Origin of the sequence: Litorivita pollutaquae, assembly GCF_003205515.1 — a bacterium.
Taxonomy (GTDB): Bacteria; Pseudomonadota; Alphaproteobacteria; order Rhodobacterales; family Rhodobacteraceae; genus Litorivita; species Litorivita pollutaquae.
The window spans coordinates 118,323-134,271 of sequence record NZ_KZ826482.1 but is presented as its reverse complement, the minus strand read 5'-3'; the positions used below and the strand labels follow the sequence as shown (position 1 = coordinate 134,271).

Genomic DNA, 15,949 nt, shown 5'->3' with positions numbered 1-15,949 from the left:
GTCTCTTAAAGATGGTATATATCGGAAAATTTCGCCTCAAGATAGGCCAGAAGAGGCGCTTCGTTGGGCGCGGCTCCTGCGGCCTGTGTGATGACCTCGCGCGGGGGCATCAACCCGCCATGGCGTTGCAGGTTCTGCGCCAACCATTCCGTCGCGGGGCCGAGATCGCCGCCGCGCAATTGCGCGTCCAAATCGGGCACGGCCGCGCAGAGCGCCTCGTTCAAACATCCCGCATAGACATTGCCCAAACTATATGTCGCAAAATAACCGAACAAACCGACGGACCAATGCACATCTTGCAAACATCCGTTCGAGGCTTGATCCACGGGATATCCGAAATCAGCCTCGAACCGCGTGTTCCAAGCCTCTTCCAAATCGGCCACCGCGAGAGTTCCGGCGATCAACGCGCGTTCAAGATCGAACCGCAGCATCACATGCAGGTTATATTGAACCTCATCGGCCTCGGTGCGGATGTACCCCTGATTCAAGCGGTTGACCGCGCGATAGAAATCCTCGGCGCTGGCGCAGCCGAAGTCGCCAAAGCTGTCGCGCATTTGCCCGTAGAGATATTCGGTAAAGGCGCGCGAACGGCCAAGCTGGTTTTCGTAAATCCGGCTTTGGCTTTCGTGCACGCCCATCGACACACCCTGCCCCAGTGGCGTCAACGCATAGGCCGCGTCGATATTTTGCTCGTAACAGGCATGGCCGACCTCATGGATCGTGGAATAGAGGCAATTCAGGGGATCGTCTTCTTGGGTGCGCGTGGTGATGCGCACATCTGCGCCGCCGCCGGAGGAAAACGGATGCACCGCCTTATCAATCCGCCCGCGTTTAAAATCATAGCCAAAGGTTTTGGCAATGCTACGGGCCAATTTCATTTGTTTGCCAGCATCGAATGTGCCGGTCAGTGGTGCCGGCGCGGCGGCTTCAAGCGCGCGAGCGCGTAGATCCACCAACGCCGGCCGCAAGGATGCGAACATCGCCGATAGATCCGCCCCTGTCGCGCCCGGTTCATAATCATCCAGCAGCGCATCATAGACATCGCCGCCGTCTGCCAAGGCCGCGCCTTCTTCACGCTTCAGCGCGACAACTTCGGACAGGACCGGCACGAAGGCGGCGAAATCATTGGCCTCACGTGCGTCGGCCCATTGCCCTTGGGCGCGCGAGGTCAGCGTGGCAAGCCGCTGCGCCAAATCCGCCGGGACGCGGTTTGCGCGGGTGTAACTGCGGCTGATGTGGCGTAGGTTCGCGGATTGCACATTGGTCAAATCGGCCGTTTCAAGATCCGCCAGCCATTCTCCGATACCCGGATCTGTGCGCCGCGCATGCAAGACACTTTCCATGGCGCCGGTCTCTTCGGCGCGTTGATCGGCCGCGCCGCGTGGCATCACAGTTTCCTGATCCCAGCCCAGCCGTCCGGCGACTTGTACCAAGGCTTGGCTGATCCGCTCATGGGCCATCAATGCCGCATAGGATTCCGTTGCTTTGCTCATGATTTAGGTCCCGCGAATGGAGGTTGTTTTCGGGTAATGTGCCGCAAACCGGGCGCGGATGATCAACACCCATAGGGCAACGGCCAGCAATTGGTGCACGATGGCGACCTGCCATGGCGCGGCGGTCATGACGGTGTAGATACCCAAAATCACCTGTGCAATCAGTGCAATAAACGCCGCTTTGAATGCAAATACAGTACGCGGATGCGCCGAGCGCAACCCGCGCCGTAGCACAACCACCCCATAGATCAGCAACAGATAACCGGACATGCGGTGGACGAATTGCACCAATCCGGGGTTCTCAAAGAAATTGCGCCACCACGGCTCCATCATCATCGCATCGGGCGGCAGGAATTGCCCGCCCATCAAAGGCCAATCGGTGTAAGAGCGTCCTGCATCGATCCCCGCGACGAGTGCGCCAAGAAGGATCTGTAGGAAGGCAAAATGCATCCATCCGGTCGCCATGCCAAAAAGTTTTACTTCTTTGGCGCGGCGTGCCTGCATCAAATCGCGCTCCTCACGGCCGAGCATGAAGACATACCACGCGATGAAGCCGAGGATGATAAAGGCCAACCCGAGGTGCGTGGCAAGCCGGTAAGAGGCCACATCGGTCATCGTGCCGGTCAGTCCAGAGGCGACCATCCACCACCCGACGGCGCCTTGCAGCCCGCCAAGCACGCCAATACCCAACAGGCGTCCGGTCCAACCGGTCGGAATTTTACGCAAAACCAAAAAGCCGAAAAAACCGAGCGCCCAAACAAGGCCAATCACCCGGCCCAATTGCCGGTGTCCCCATTCCCACCAATATATTTGTTTAAAATCAGAAAGTTCCATCCATTTGTTCTGCACCTGGAATTCTGGGATCTCCTGATATTTGGCGAATTCGGATTGCCAATCGGCTGCATTCATCGGGGGCAAGGCGCCGGTCAAGGGGCGCCACTCGGTGATCGATAACCCGCTGTCGGTCAACCGCGTCAACCCGCCCACCGCGATCATCAACGCGACCAAGGTAAAGAGCATCATCAACCAGATCCGGATCGCGCCGCGCGCGCCGCGATGACCACGGTCGATTATGCCGGCGGCTTTGGGCGCGGCGACCTGATCCTGCGCGGTCTCGGTGACCTCTTCGAAAATGCTGCGTTTCTGGCTCATGTGCTCTGCCTCGGGTCTGTTATTTTGCCGTGTCTAGGAAGATTAGGTCTGGATAGATTAGGGCGCGCGCCCTGCCCCTTCAAGAGCGGTTCAACCGCGCTCTTTCCAACGCACCATTTGCCGCATCACACCATGCAGCATTTGCACATCTGCGCGGGTCAAGGGCATCCGGCTCCACAAATTGCGCAGGTTGATTTTCATGCCTTCGGATTTCTCTTCGGGAAAGAAAAAACCCGATTGAGTGAGCCGGTCTTCATAATGTTCCGCAAGCTTTTCAACATCCATGCTGCTGGCCCATTCGGTTTTGGCCATCTCGTCGGTATAATGGGTGATCTCGCCGCTGGTGCGTTGCCATTCATAGGCGGTCAAAAGCACACATTGCGCCAGATTCAGCGAGGCAAATTCAGGGTTCACCGGCACCGAGATAATCGCATTGGCGCGGGCGATATCGTCATTCTCCAAACCGGCGCGTTCCGGGCCGAACATGACCGCAACCTTTTGGCCCGCCGCGATTTTTTCGGCGGCCATTTGCATGGCACGTTCGGGGCTGACGATGGGTTTGGTCAATCCGCGTTGCCGCGCCGTGGTGGCGAAAACATAGTGGCAATCTTCCAAAGCCTCCGCCGTGCCCTCGAACAACCCTGCATCATCCAAAAGCCGCCCTGCACCGCTGGCCATGGCCACGGCACGCCCGTTTGGCCAACCGTCGCGGGGCGCAACAATGCGCATTCGGTCAAGACCGAAATTCCACATGGCGCGGGCTGCGCCGCCGATATTCTCGCCCATCTGCGGACGGATCAAAACAAACGTAGGTTGGGGGGCGGTGCTGGGCGTGGAACGAGACATGTCGGGCTTCCTTTGTCGATGCCGCCTGATACGCGGTTGGTCCAAGCGGGGCAAGCATTCGGGCGCCTGCGCGGTGCAATGCCGCTGGCCCCGCGCCGCGCCCTGCGCTATAGCAAAGGCCACGTTCAAGATCAGGAGCCGCATCATGGCCGACACCGAGCAACCACAGCTGTACCTTATCACGCCGCCCGAATTGGAATTGTCTCGCTTTCCAGATGTGTTAGCGCGCGTTCTTGATGCTCAGGAGATCGCTTGCGTGCGACTTGCTCTGGCCAGTCAGGATGAGGATGTGATTTGCCGCGCAGCGGATGCGTGCCGCGAAGTGACCCATGCGCGCGACGTCGCCTTGGTGGTGGAGCGCCATTTGATGTTGGTTGAACGTCTTGGTCTTGACGGCGTGCATTTGACCGATGGCGCGCGCACGGTGCGCCATGCACGTAAGGAACTGGGCGAGGATGCGATTATCGGCGCCTATTGCGGCACCTCACGTCACGAGGGAATGAACGCCGGCGAATCCGGTGCCGATTACATCAGCTTTGGCCCGATCGGGCAGACGGCGCTTGGCACCGGCGATGTGGTCGACCCTGAAATCCTCACGTGGTGGTCGGAGGTGATCGAATTGCCGGCCGTGGCCGAAGGCGCTCTGGATGCCGGGTTGATCGCGGCCTTGGCCCCGGCGGCGGATTTCTTTGGTATCGGCGAAGAAATCTGGTCCCATGACGATCCGGTTCAGGCCTTGGCCGATTTGACCGCGGCGTTGCGCTGACGTCGGGCGGCCCAGACCGTTATACAAACCGTTAAAGAATCTGGCGTTCGGGGGGCATGCCGGCCCGCACTGCGGTTTCGCAGGCAGCAGCCAATGCCTTGCGATCGCTGAAATCCGACACTTTGAGCGGTCTGTGATAGTGAACATCAACGGATCCCTGACGCGGCGCGGCAAGGGTTTGCAACATATGCGGGCCAAACTCCATATCGCCCCACCAACCATAGAACCGCGCGTCCCGACCTTTTGGCGCGCGGTAGACCACAGAGACCGGTTGCACATACAGGTGATCGCGCAAATCTTCGGTAAAAAACGCCTGAAAAAGCGTTGATTTAAAAGGTAAAACCCGCATCCCATCGGTCGAAGTCCCTTCCGGAAAGAACAAGAGTTTATGTCCCGCCAACAGACGGGATTCGAACACATCTTGTTGCTGTTTGGCATGTTTACGGTCGCGGGTGATGAACACCGTTCCCGTGGCCCGCGCCAACCATCCAATGCCGGGCCAGCCCGCCACTTCGGATTTAGAGACGAAGTAAATCCGTTTGCGGGCATTGAGCGCAAAAATATCCAACCAAGTGGTGTGGTTGGCGACAATTGCCCCGCGTAGGTTCATGCGTTCGCCATGAATCCGGTGGCGGATGCCAAAGATCGCAAGGCCCGCGCGACAGACCATTTGGGTAATCCAGGGCGTCCATGGCCGGTGCAGCCCGTAAATCGGGCGCTCTGCAAGGCGCAGCGCCAACAGGAGCATCAAACCGCCCAGCAGCAGCACCAACAATGCCCCCCCGCGCAGCAGCACCAGGATCCAGCCGAGCCATGTAATTTTGATCGGCTCTGGCTCGTTTTCAGGATGCCAGAGGTCGCTCATTTCCCCGCGTCTTTTGAATAGAGGCTTTTTTTCTTGTCGGTCAGGTGATCCATATCGACCACAAGGCAGACATCGACCGTATTGAAGGCATGATCGATAAACGCGCCCTCGCCGATATAGCCGCCAAGCCGCAGGTAGGATTTGATCAATGGCGGCACCATCCGCATGGTCGCGGCGCGGTCCAGTTCATCTTCGGGGATCAGGTCCATACGTTGAAAATGCGCCGGTTGCGCCCGCACCCGTAGGGATTCGGGGGCCAAATGGCGGTGGTGCAATTGCGACAAAGCCGGTGCCAAGGCCGCAACATCGGTGCCGTGGAAGCTGGCCACGCCAAAAAGAATATCGATTTCATTGGCAAGGATGAAATCCGCGAGCCCGCTCCATAGCTTGAACAAAGCCATGCCGCCGCGAAAATCCGGATGCACGCAAGAGCGGCCCAGTTCGAGCAATTTGCGCCCCGAGTTTTTTAAGACCGAAATGTCATATTCGTCTTCGGAGTAATATTGCCCTGCGGCTTCGGCCTGCTCGGCGCGCAGCAATCGGTACACCCCGACCACATGGTCCAGATTTTCCGCATCGCGGGTGGGATCAATCAATATCAAATGGTCGAAATAGGGATCAAACCGATCGCGTTCCAATCGCGCCGTGTGGTCCACCATTTCGCCGCCGCCGCCCAATTCTTCGACGAAGACATGATAGCGCAGCCGCTGCGCAGCGCGCAGTTCGTCCTCTGTTTCAGCCAGTTTGACCTGAAGCTGTGGGGTCTCGGCGCGCATCCTACCTGTCCGTTTGGCAAAGTGTTATGCCTTCTAGGCACCCGTGCCCTATGAAGCAAGCGCAGATACCGGACGCTGGTGCGGCGAATTACGCCTGTTGTCCCCTTGATGCCACGACGTTAACCTTTCGGTAACTGAAATCACGGATCAAAGACAGGACTCAATGCAATGCGCGATCCGTCGATGACGATCTTGCCAACCTCGGGGAAATTTACTGTGATCTTGCCACCGATGTTGGACTGCACCTGCCCAATGCCCCAATCGGGTTGCGCCGGGTGGATCACCCGCATCCCCGGTGCCAAAAATCCATTGAGATCATCCATTCTGTTTTCATCCTGCTCGGAGGTCTATCATGAGCCAGTCTAATCTCGAACTCGCCGCATTGATAGGATCGCGTATCTGTCATGACCTGATCAGCCCGATTGGCGCGATCAGCAATGGCATGGAATTGCTGGCAATGAGCAGCGGGGTCGGCAATTCGCCGGAAATGGCGTTGATTTCCGAAAGCGTCGAGAATGCCAATGCCCGCATCCGGTTTTTCCGTGTGGCTTTTGGCATGTCGAGCGAAGGCCAGATGATCGGTAAAAACGAAGTGTGCTCGATTCTGGCAGGCATTGCCAAAGGCGCGCGGGTGGAATTTGATTGGGCGCCGCAAAGCGATTTGGCGCGCAGCGAGGCGCAGGCGGTGTTCTTGGCCATTCAATGTCTCGAATCCGCGATGCCTTTTGGCGGCACCATCCGTGTTACCGAACGCAGCCCCGGATGGGCGGTGGTCGGTACGGCACCGAAACTGCGTCATGAGGATTTACCGTGGAATGTGATGGAGCGGTCTGAAGAGGGCGCCGGAGTGGCGCCGGCGCAGGTGCAATTTGCGTTGCTGCCGCAGGTGTTGAACGGGATCGGAAAACGCCTCACGCTGGAGCGTGAAGAAAGCGAAATAAGCATCGTATGCTGAGGCTTACATGCCAATTTTAATGTAAAAAAGGCGGGGTTTCCTCCGCCTTTTTCGTGCCTGTTGATGGTCAGCCGCGCACAGTGCCATCCCCGACAACAATGTATTTGAACGAGGTCAGTTGCGCCGCGCCGACGGGGCCACGGGCATGCAGTTTTCCGGTGGCGATTCCGATCTCGGCGCCCATACCAAATTCGCCGCCATCAGCAAATTGCGTCGAGGCATTTCGCATCAAAATCGCGCTGTCGAGTCGCTCAAAAAACCGTTCGGCGGTGGCGTCGGTTTCGGTGAGAATGCAATCGGTGTGGTTGGAGCCATATTGGCGAATATGGGCGATGGCTCCGTCGACATCATCGACAACCTTGGCGGCAATATCCATGTCGAGATATTCACGGCCCCAATCGTCGCCGGTCGCCGGCACTGTGCCTTCGATCTTGGCCAAGGTCGCATCCGCATGCACACGCACGCCCGCCGCCACCAGCATTTCAACCACCGCGCGGCCGAGCCCGTCAACGATGTCCTTGTGGATCAACAGGCATTCCGCCGCGCCGCAAATGCCTGTCCGGCGGGTTTTTGCATTCAGCACCACGTCCATGGTTTTTTTGGCGTCGGCTTTGGCGTCGATGTAAATGTGCACAATGCCTTCAAGGTGGGCAAAAACCGGCACCCGCGCCTCGCGTTGCACCAAACCGACCAAACCCTTGCCTCCGCGCGGGATAATCACATCGATGGTGTCGGTCATGGTCAACATTTCCTGCACTGCGGCGCGATCACGGGTCGGCACCAATTGCACCGAGGCCTCAGGCAAGTCGGCGGCGCGCAGACCTTCAAGGATGCAATCACGCAGCAATGTCGCGGAATGATAACTTTCGGAGCCGCCGCGCAAAATCGCGGCGTTTCCGGCCTTGAGGCAGAGCGCCGCAGCATCCGCAGTGACATTCGGGCGGCTTTCATAGATCACACCGATCACGCCCAAAGGCGTGCGTTGGCGTTTGATATGCAACCCGGACGGCATGTCCCATTCGGTCAACACCTCGCCCACGGGATCGTCTTGTCCGGCGACGGCGCGCAGGCTGTCGCAAATGCCTTGAATGCGCGGCGCATCAAGCATCAACCGGTCCATCATCGCATCCGACAGACCCTTGTCGCGCCCAAAGGCGAGGTCCTTTGCATTGGCGGCGATAATTTCCTCGCGGCGTGCCCAAACCCGATCTGCGGCATGTGTCAGGGCCTTGGCCTTGGCCGCGCTGCTGGCAAAGGCCAGTTTGGCAGCAGCGGCTTTGGCATTGCGGCCGATTTCATCCATAATGGATTTGATATCTGCGTTATCTTTCATTGGCTTATCTTTCAAACTTCGCGTGCTGCTCAAAGATTCATGATCAGCATGTTAACATAGGGGCGCCGCCAGAGGAACGGCGCTCAAAGCGCCATGTCATCGCGGTGGATCAAAACCGAGCGTCCGGGGTATCCCAAGCGCGCTTCGATTGCGCCGGTGCGCAAACCTTTGGTTTGATTGGCCTCGTCGGCCGTATATCGCACCAATCCCTGCGCGACCTTATGGCCATCAGGGCCGCAAATCGCCACCGGGTCACCGCGGCCAAACCGGCCGCCGACCTCCGTAACGCCTGCGGGCAAAAGAGAGTTTCCGTTTTCCAATGCGGCCACGGCACCAGCGTCGAGGGTTAATTTCCCCTTGGGTTTCATCGCCGCGATCCAGCGTTTGCGCGCGGCCTGCGGATCGACTTCGGCCATGAACCACGTGGCCTTGGCGCCGTTTTGCAGCGCCAGCAAGGGCCGCAGGCGCGAGCCTTCGGTGATGGCCATGGCGCATCCACCCGCCGTGGCAGTTTGCGCCGCCACCAGTTTGGTCTTCATGCCACCTTTGCTCAGCCCCGAGGTTGCCTCGCCCGCCATTGCTTCGATTTCTGGAGTGATCTTTTCAACGATATCAATATGTTTTGCGGCGTTGTTGATCTGTGGATTGGCGGTATATAGCCCGTCAACATCGGACAGAAGGATCAATTGATCCGCGCCAACGGTCACCGCGACCTGTGCGGCAAGACGGTCATTGTCACCATAGCGGATTTCATCGGTGGCGATCGTGTCATTTTCGTTGACGATCGGCACGGCGCCAAGCGTCACCAATGTTTCCAAGGTCGCGCGGCTGTTGAGGTAACGGCGGCGGTCGGCGCTGTCTTCGAGGGTCACCAGAACCTGCGCCGTGGTGATTCCATGCGGCGCAAGCACTTCCTCATAGGCGCGGGCAAGGCGGATTTGCCCCACTGCGGCGGCGGCTTGGCTCTGTTCGAGCAGCAGTGCCCCCGCCGGCAAGCCCAAGGCCCCTCGCCCCAAGGCAATCGAGCCCGAGGACACGAGGATCACATCCGCGCCCCGCGCTTTGAGCATGGCGACGTCCTGGGCCAGACCGCGCAGCCAATCGGCGCGCAAGGCCCCCGTGGCGCGGTCTACCAACAGGGCCGAGCCGATTTTTATGACAATGCGTTTCGCGGAGCTTAGGGACGCCACGGCTCGATCTCCTCATCGGCCTTCTTTTGCCGGATGCGGTCATCGGTGATCTCGGCGCGCACCGCGCGCAGCACCTCTTTGAGGCCCTCGCCGCTGACCCCCGACATCATCAGAACCGGCGCGCCGGCGGCCGCCTCAAGCGTGGCTTTGGCTTCGGCGCGTTCGTCATCGTCCAGCGCATCAATCTTGTTCAACGCGGTGACGCGGGGTTTGTCGGCCAAATGACCACCATAGGCTTCAAGCTCGCCGATGATCTCTTGATAATCCTCGGCAATATTTTCCGATGTGCCATCAACCAGATGCAGCAAAACCGCGCAGCGTTCGACATGACCCAAGAAACGATCGCCCAGTCCGCGGCCTTCGGAGGCGCCGGAAATCAGCCCCGGAATATCGGCAACGACGAATTCCGCGCCATCAATTCCGACAACGCCAAGGTTGGGATGCAAGGTGGTAAACGGATAATCAGCGATTTTCGGGCGGGCGTTGGAGCTGGCCGATAAGAACGTCGATTTACCGGCATTGGGAAGGCCCAGCAAACCGGCGTCGGCGATCAATTTCAACCGCAGCCATAACGTGCGCTCCACCCCGTCTTGACCGGGGTTTTTGCGGCGTGGCGCCTGATTGGTGGCGGATTTGAAGTGCAGGTTGCCAAAACCGCCATTGCCGCCCTTGGCCAATAGAACCTTTTGGCCCAATTCGGTCATATCGGCGATAACGGTTTCCTGGTCTTCATCCAGAATTTCGGTGCCGACCGGCACGCGCAACACGATGTCGTCGCCCGAGGCCCCGGTGCGTTGGTTGCCCATGCCTTGTTGGCCGTTTTTGGCAAAGAAATGCTGCTGGTAGCGGAAATCGATGAGCGTATTGAGCCCATCAACCGCCTCCGCCCAGACATAGCCGCCATTGCCGCCGTCGCCGCCGTCGGGGCCGCCATATTCGATATACTTCTCGCGCCGGAAGCTGATACAGCCACCGCCGCCCGAACCGGACCGGATATAGACCTTTGCGAGATCAAGAAACTTCATAACGTTCTCCTAAGCAAAGGTCATCGCGGGATCAACCGAAGGTTCGGCTGTAGGTCCAGATCGCGACCTTTGCGTTTCGGGCCACCGAGAATGTCTCGGCGTCCCCAATATATTCAAAACCGCAATTGGTCAGGACGCGGGCAGATGCGGCGTTGTCTTGGAACACCGATGCGAAACAGGTGCGGCAGTTCAGCGGATTGGCCTCCAAAAGCGCGGCGACCGCGCGGCTGGCAACGCCGGTGTTCCAAAACGCCGGTGCGACCCAATAGCCGATTTCACATTGATCGTCATCGACACGCTCTAGCGAAATCAAGCCCTTAAGCTCGGCGCCGCCGGATTTTGTCGCATCCATGACCCAAACATCTTCGGAACGCTTGGCCGAAAGGCTGCGCGCGATAAAGGCGTCTGTTGTCCCGGGTGGCAAGGGATGCGGAACCGACGTGGTGTTCATCGCAACCCGTTCGTCGGATGCGTAGAGGTCGATCAATCCTTTATCGGACATGCGCAGCGGTCGCAGCGTACAACGCTCGGCCTCGATCACCGGTTGGTCTGTCATTTGCGTCATCATGCGCTCTTCTCCTCCAAGAGTTCACGCCCCCATTGCGGCCTACACATCCCATATGGGATCACCACGACAAACAAGAAAGGGGACCGGCGATTTTGCCGATCCCCTTAAACTTTAATCGTTCAGGTCGGCTTATTCAGCGGCCTCCGCCACTGGCAGAACCGAAATAAACGTGCGGCCTTTGAGGCCGGTGTGAAATTTCACCGCGCCATCGACAGTTGCAAAGATGGTGTGATCCTTGCCCATGCCAACGCCATTGCCCGGCCAAAATTTGGTGCCGCGCTGACGTGCGATGATGTTGCCGGGAATGACGGATTCGCCGCCATATTTCTTCACGCCAAGGCGGCGACCCGCAGAGTCGCGACCGTTACGGGAGGAACCGCCTGCTTTTTTGTGTGCCATGGGGTGTTACTCCTGTTCTGCGGCGAGTGTTTTCGCCTGTTCGATCCAGCCTTCGCGCTCGATACGGCCTTTGAACGAGAGCTTCTCGTCCATCGCGGCGACATCGTCTGCGCTCCATGCTGCGATTTGAGCAAAGGTTGTCACGCCGTTTTCGAGCAATTTCTTCTCGAGCGCGGGGCCAACACCGGAAAGCTTTTTCAAGTCATCCGAACCGCTGGCTGCGGCTTTGGCGGCGGGTTTCTTTGCGGCGGCTTTTTTCGGGGCTGCAGCGTCTTGAGCGGCAAGAGCCGAAGCGGGAACAGAACCCGCACCCAATGCGGCTTTGACGCCGGATTTGTCGGCGCCCGATGCCAGAATGTCGGTCACACGGATCAGCGTCAGTTTTTGACGATGGCCCACGGTGCGCTTCGACGAGTGCTTCCGGCGACGTTTTACGAAATTGATGACTTTCTCGCCTTTGATCTGGTCGATCACTTCGGCTTGGACACCGGCGTCTGCGACGAGCGGCGCGCCAACAACGGTTTTATCACCGCCGAGCATCAGAATGTCGTTGAATTGGATTTTTTCGCCAGCTGCAGCAGCAAGTTTCTCAACGCGGAGCGTATCGCCCGCTTGAACCTTATACTGCTTGCCGCCAGTCTTGAGGACCGCAAACATGCGTCTTTCCTTTTCCTTGTCGCGTCCTGTGGCCCCGTCCGGATCGTGATCCATCTGGCGTTGTGGCATCTGCCGCCGCGAACTGCGCGCCCCTGTCGGGCGTCATGTCAATATCACCCGAAACAGGGATCACCCCTGTCGAGATGGCGGCTTATCGGCGGATTGTTGGAAGGTGTCAAGGGGGATTTGCACCTTTGACCCTGCCTTTCATGGCGCGGCGTGGAACGTCGTGGTGCCCGTTTATGCGGCGGATAAGGTCTCGGCATAGTCCTTGCCGCCGGGGCCTAAGCCATATTCCCATCTGGCCGAAATGTGGACATCGCCGCCGGCGCGAGGATTTGGTCCTCTGTGGCCTGACATGGTTGGAAAATCAAGGCCATCGGACGGATGCGCTTCAAGAGCCACATCTGTTCCATTTTATCGTTTCCGATTGTGCCGCATCAAATGGCGCCAAGTACATCTATTTCGTTCGATGCCCCTCTTGCGCTGCGCAGGTTTAAAGCTCCTGCCCCTGTTCCAACCCCGCCATTCTACCGGCCAAAACCTCGAACCGCTGCGCCATGATCTCGTATTGCACCGCGTTCATCAAATCATAGACGGTTTTCATCCGCGCATCTTCCAAGGCTTCGGTATAGGTAAGCACCTCGGCATCGGTGAAATCGCGGTAGACATAGGCAGTGTTGATGAGCGCATCCATTTGCATCTGCCGGCGCATTTGGCCCTCGTCGGCCTTGAGCGCCGCGCGCAGGTCCGGCTCGTCCATGGTCATTTCCACCACGCCTGCGGCGGCGGCGGCCAGCAAGAACCGCACCTGGATCTCCTGCACGGCGCGCACCGATGTGTCCGAGCTGTCAATCGCGGCGTTCATGCGCTTGAAGTAGGTGATACGTTCCGAGCCTGATTGCACCAGATCCGCGATGATTTCCTGCCCCTCGGTGGCGGCAACGCCACTGTCATCGAAATGCGAGGCGTTTTCGGTTTCCACCAATCTCAATCCCAAAGGCGTGGCGTAGAACCCCGCCGCATGGACCAATAGATCATCCTCGAGCGTTGCGGCGAGGATCTCAATCGCGGTTTCGCGCATCAACTCAGTGTCAAACACGTCCTCGGCGATGCGGGACCAATCGGTGCCAAAAACCCCCTCCTCCATGCCAAGCATCGCGGGGGCATTGCTGGCTGATAAAGCGATGCTGTCCAGGGCGACGCCAAAGCCGGTAACCTCCAAAAACGCTTCGAGCCGGGCGCGGTCGGCGCCGCGCGCGCCCGGTGCGCTTGCGGCCCATATCAAGAGCGCCCCCAAAAGGAGAAGCGCGCGAAAGACCGCGACTGGTGACAGTGCGGCGCGACGGGTCGTAAAACGGGACATGGCTTTTCTTTCGACTGAGGCACGAATTTTTTAAGGCACGCGATCTCGATGGCGCAGCGTGCCTTACGCCCAGCCTATCGTAACCGCGGACGCGGGCAATGAAAATTGCCGTGATGTGCCATTGCGGTAAACGGATACCATTTTGAGTAAAAATCGCTCTTGCCATGATCGGCGCAAGCCATTAAACGCCCCCCACAGACCCCCGCGGAGAGGTGCCGGAGTGGTCGAACGGGACGGTTTCGAAAACCGTTGAGCCTGCAAGGGTTCCCAGGGTTCGAATCCCTGTCTCTCCGCCACTACCCCATCAAGTCTTTGTTTTTAGGTGTAAGAATCAGACTGAAAACCTCCACCCACCATCTTATTCGCCGTCCAAAAAATCGTGATAGCCGCAGCAAAACAATGTATAGTTCTCCTGTCTAATAACGGAGAGGTTTAGATGTCAGGTGATTTAGCAATTATTGAAACGATTTCATGCACAGACAAACTAGGGGCTTCCGAAACTGTAGTTAAATATCGCGACACGTATGACGGGAAAGCCAATCTGGATGGAAGCATCCCCCGGATACCAGATGGAGTAGCGAAATACGCACTTACGAACGGGCAAGACGTGAAAAAACACGGCGACACATACATCGCCAGTGACGGTCGAACCTTAACCCCAATAAAATAACCCTCCACCATTTCAGCGAGGGGCTACATAACCAAACCTGGTGGCGGCGAACACGCGGGACTGAATACTCAAACTCAGCCACCACAAATTCAATTTACAGACTGCCACGCTCAGGCGCAAAATTTGCGATTTGAGCCGCCTTATCCAGATCAACGCCCGCCTCTTTTGCCAGCGCCATAGCTTCCATAATCTGAGACAGAGTGCGCCTACGGCCACCAGCGTCAAAGGCTTGGAGCGATCGTATAACGTCGATGGCGACAGGATCGCCAAATTTCTCGCCACATTCCTGCGCTATGAGTACCGTCACCGGTGTAAGCGCTACTGTGCCAAATGCCTTGAGCCTCAGGGCCACGCTCGCCACGGAAGGCGGCCCCAAGTTCGTTTAGATCTGTGTGCCAGCCATCTCCGGAAAAGGTCGGCCAGTTTATCCGCAACGCCGCTGCTTTGCGGCGCATTCGGCCAATCGAGAGAGATGATGGTCACTGTGCATGCTGGACCGGGGGCGCATGTCGGTCAGGAACCGAGCGGCCAATTTTCCGGCATCCTGCGCCTTTACACAACTCCGGCCTTTAATATGCAAACGGGCGCGAAGTTGCCCTCGCGCCCGCAGCCTTGAACGGCGAATACTAGGTCAGGCGCGCGCTTTGCGGCGGCGCGCCATTGCCAAGGCAGCCAACCCGCCGATCAATAGTGGTGCCCCTGCCGGGAGTGGCACGGGAGCCGGCATCACAGTGGTGCGCAGGGTGAAGTTTGATGCGCCAAAAAGATCGCCGACTTCGATGGCGTAATTCACGTTGAGATTGGCCAAATCCTCGATCTCGCCGATCGCAAGCAAATCGGGATTGATCCCGAGCGCCAGATAGAGCGCGTCCAAATCCAAGCCTGAGACATAGGTGTCAAGGTTGGAGCCGGGCGCGCAAAAACCGGGGTCGAGCACATCGCAAACCGCAATATCGTCACGTCGCAATTCCCACAGGCCGGGCTCGTATTCCCAAGCCATCAGCATGCCGTCCGTCGTCTCGTCACTGTCGAAATCCCAAAACAGCCCTTCGGGCACATCGGCGCGGGTCATCCAGTCGCCGAACATATCGGCATAGGGTCCGTAAACATCGGCGCTGCTCAGGGTGGTCAAACCTTGGTCGATGTCAAAGCCGGTGCGTTCGCTGGCGAAGAAACCGTCGATCACGAAATTCTGGTTGGTCGACGCATCGCCAAACAGGCCAAACGGGTTTTGCGAGCTCGAAGAACCGCTGCCCGAGGGTTTGGCCGCGAAATCGGTGGAGAAGCTCAACCCTTCGCTGCCGGTTGCGGCGACGAAGTCATCGCCGGTTCCGAAGCCAAGCTCAATGCTGAACCCGGTCAACGCCGTTCCGGTCGCGTTAATCAGTTTGCTGAACACTTGATAAACCGAGGTGTCAGGGCTGCTGGCCACATCAAAGACCAAATCAATCGGTCCGGTGCCGGTGACCACTTCCTTTAATCGTTTGCCCGATTGGAATTCACTGGTGCAGGTGGCGGCGGGATTGGATGTCATGATGCATCCATCGAGCGTTGCCCCGTCCGGGCCGCCTTGAGTGTAGGTTTCCGGCGTCACGGTGATGCCGGGCGAAATGGCCTCGGGGGGCGCAAAGGAAATTGCGCCACTGCTGATGGCGTCGGGGTCGGTGGCGGCACGGTCATACACCACGCTAAAGCCGGTTTCGCCCTCGGGGGGAGTCGGGGCAACGGCAATGTTGTCGGTGTTCCACCCGGTGATTGTCGCCGCCGCGCCAAGCGAGGGCAACGCAAACATAAGCCCTACGCCAAGGCATAGTGGGACGGTGGTAATGTGAAATGGTTGTGTCATCTGTCCAACTCCTTCATTTCCTAAAATGGACTTCAATTTCGG

17 protein-coding genes and 1 tRNA gene are annotated in these 15,949 nt (G+C 58.3%); 4 read left to right on the top strand and 14 right to left on the bottom strand.

Annotated elements, in window-relative coordinates:
• Positions 1-5: 5 nt before the first annotated feature.
• The 3 genes from DI396_RS04570 to DI396_RS04560 all read right to left on the bottom strand — a co-directional run bounded on the left by DI396_RS04570 (position 6) and on the right by DI396_RS04560 (position 3,491).
• Positions 6-1,493, bottom strand: coding sequence for a carboxypeptidase M32 (locus DI396_RS04570; protein ID WP_110795012.1), 1,488 nt, complete (start codon positions 1,491-1,493; stop codon positions 6-8).
• A gap of 3 nt (positions 1,494-1,496) precedes the next feature.
• Positions 1,497-2,645, bottom strand: coding sequence for a heme A synthase (gene ctaA, locus DI396_RS04565; RefSeq protein ID WP_110795011.1), 1,149 nt, complete (start codon positions 2,643-2,645; stop codon positions 1,497-1,499).
• Between the two features lie 90 nt (positions 2,646-2,735).
• On the bottom strand, positions 2,736-3,491 hold the full coding sequence (locus DI396_RS04560) for an RNA methyltransferase (protein WP_110795362.1): 756 nt from the start codon (positions 3,489-3,491) through the stop codon (positions 2,736-2,738).
• A gap of 145 nt (positions 3,492-3,636) precedes the next feature.
• Here DI396_RS04560 and DI396_RS04555 point away from each other — a divergent pair, with 145 nt between their 5' ends.
• Positions 3,637-4,257 carry a thiamine phosphate synthase gene (locus DI396_RS04555; RefSeq protein WP_110795010.1) on the top strand — a complete coding sequence of 207 codons (621 nt, stop codon included), beginning with the start codon at positions 3,637-3,639 and terminating at the stop codon, positions 4,255-4,257.
• Positions 4,258-4,288: 31 nt separating this feature from the next.
• Here DI396_RS04555 and DI396_RS04550 read toward each other — a convergent pair whose 3' ends face one another.
• The 3 genes from DI396_RS04550 to DI396_RS04540 all read right to left on the bottom strand — a co-directional run bounded on the left by DI396_RS04550 (position 4,289) and on the right by DI396_RS04540 (position 6,221).
• Complete coding sequence (locus DI396_RS04550) at positions 4,289-5,122, bottom strand: lyso-ornithine lipid O-acyltransferase (RefSeq protein ID WP_110795009.1); 834 nt, start codon at positions 5,120-5,122, stop codon at positions 4,289-4,291.
• Positions 5,119-5,898 (bottom strand): L-ornithine N(alpha)-acyltransferase, encoded by a 780-nt coding sequence (locus DI396_RS04545; RefSeq protein WP_110795008.1) that lies wholly within the window; start codon positions 5,896-5,898, stop codon positions 5,119-5,121. Before DI396_RS04545 ends, DI396_RS04550 begins: the two co-directional genes overlap by 4 nt.
• A 140-nt stretch (positions 5,899-6,038) precedes the next feature.
• Positions 6,039-6,221 carry a DUF3553 domain-containing protein gene (locus tag DI396_RS04540; protein ID WP_110795007.1) on the bottom strand — a complete coding sequence of 61 codons (183 nt, stop codon included), beginning with the start codon at positions 6,219-6,221 and terminating at the stop codon, positions 6,039-6,041.
• 29 nt (positions 6,222-6,250) lie between these two features.
• On the opposite strand from DI396_RS04540, the gene DI396_RS04535 reads away from it, so the two are divergent.
• Positions 6,251-6,853 carry a histidine phosphotransferase family protein gene (locus DI396_RS04535; protein WP_110795006.1) on the top strand — a complete coding sequence of 201 codons (603 nt, stop codon included), beginning with the start codon at positions 6,251-6,253 and terminating at the stop codon, positions 6,851-6,853.
• A gap of 67 nt (positions 6,854-6,920) precedes the next feature.
• On the opposite strand, the gene DI396_RS04530 is transcribed toward DI396_RS04535, so the two are convergent.
• The 7 genes from DI396_RS04530 to DI396_RS04500 all read right to left on the bottom strand — a co-directional run bounded on the left by DI396_RS04530 (position 6,921) and on the right by DI396_RS04500 (position 13,391).
• Positions 6,921-8,186: a glutamate-5-semialdehyde dehydrogenase gene (locus DI396_RS04530; RefSeq protein WP_110795005.1), complete on the bottom strand. Its 1,266-nt coding sequence runs from the start codon at positions 8,184-8,186 to the stop codon at positions 6,921-6,923.
• 83 nt (positions 8,187-8,269) lie between these two features.
• Positions 8,270-9,376 carry a glutamate 5-kinase gene (proB, locus tag DI396_RS04525; RefSeq protein ID WP_110795004.1) on the bottom strand — a complete coding sequence of 369 codons (1,107 nt, stop codon included), beginning with the start codon at positions 9,374-9,376 and terminating at the stop codon, positions 8,270-8,272.
• Positions 9,364-10,401 (bottom strand): GTPase ObgE, encoded by a 1,038-nt coding sequence (gene obgE, locus DI396_RS04520; protein WP_110795003.1) that lies wholly within the window; start codon positions 10,399-10,401, stop codon positions 9,364-9,366. Before obgE ends, proB begins: the two co-directional genes overlap by 13 nt.
• Before the next feature lie 31 nt (positions 10,402-10,432).
• A complete protein-coding gene (locus DI396_RS04515) occupies positions 10,433-10,969 on the bottom strand; it encodes a GNAT family N-acetyltransferase (protein WP_110795002.1) in 537 nt (178 codons plus the stop codon).
• A 129-nt stretch (positions 10,970-11,098) separates the two neighbouring features.
• On the bottom strand, positions 11,099-11,368 hold the full coding sequence (gene rpmA / locus DI396_RS04510; RefSeq protein WP_110795001.1) for a 50S ribosomal protein L27: 270 nt from the start codon (positions 11,366-11,368) through the stop codon (positions 11,099-11,101).
• Between the two features lie 6 nt (positions 11,369-11,374).
• A complete protein-coding gene (locus tag DI396_RS04505) occupies positions 11,375-12,025 on the bottom strand; it encodes a 50S ribosomal protein L21 (RefSeq protein WP_110795361.1) in 651 nt (216 codons plus the stop codon).
• Positions 12,026-12,521: 496 nt separating this feature from the next.
• Positions 12,522-13,391, bottom strand: coding sequence for a DUF2059 domain-containing protein (locus tag DI396_RS04500; RefSeq protein ID WP_110795000.1), 870 nt, complete (start codon positions 13,389-13,391; stop codon positions 12,522-12,524).
• Positions 13,392-13,597: 206 nt separating this feature from the next.
• Between DI396_RS04500 and DI396_RS04495 the strand changes: the two genes are divergently transcribed.
• Both DI396_RS04495 and DI396_RS16395 read left to right on the top strand, forming a co-directional pair.
• Positions 13,598-13,687 (top strand) — tRNA-Ser (locus DI396_RS04495).
• 140 nt (positions 13,688-13,827) lie between these two features.
• Positions 13,828-14,061: a hypothetical protein gene (locus DI396_RS16395; protein ID WP_162617157.1), complete on the top strand. Its 234-nt coding sequence runs from the start codon at positions 13,828-13,830 to the stop codon at positions 14,059-14,061.
• A 631-nt stretch (positions 14,062-14,692) separates the two neighbouring features.
• Here DI396_RS16395 and DI396_RS04485 read toward each other — a convergent pair.
• Positions 14,693-15,907: a choice-of-anchor F family protein gene (locus DI396_RS04485; RefSeq protein ID WP_110794998.1), complete on the bottom strand. Its 1,215-nt coding sequence runs from the start codon at positions 15,905-15,907 to the stop codon at positions 14,693-14,695.
• Between the last annotated feature and the right edge of the window lie 42 nt (positions 15,908-15,949).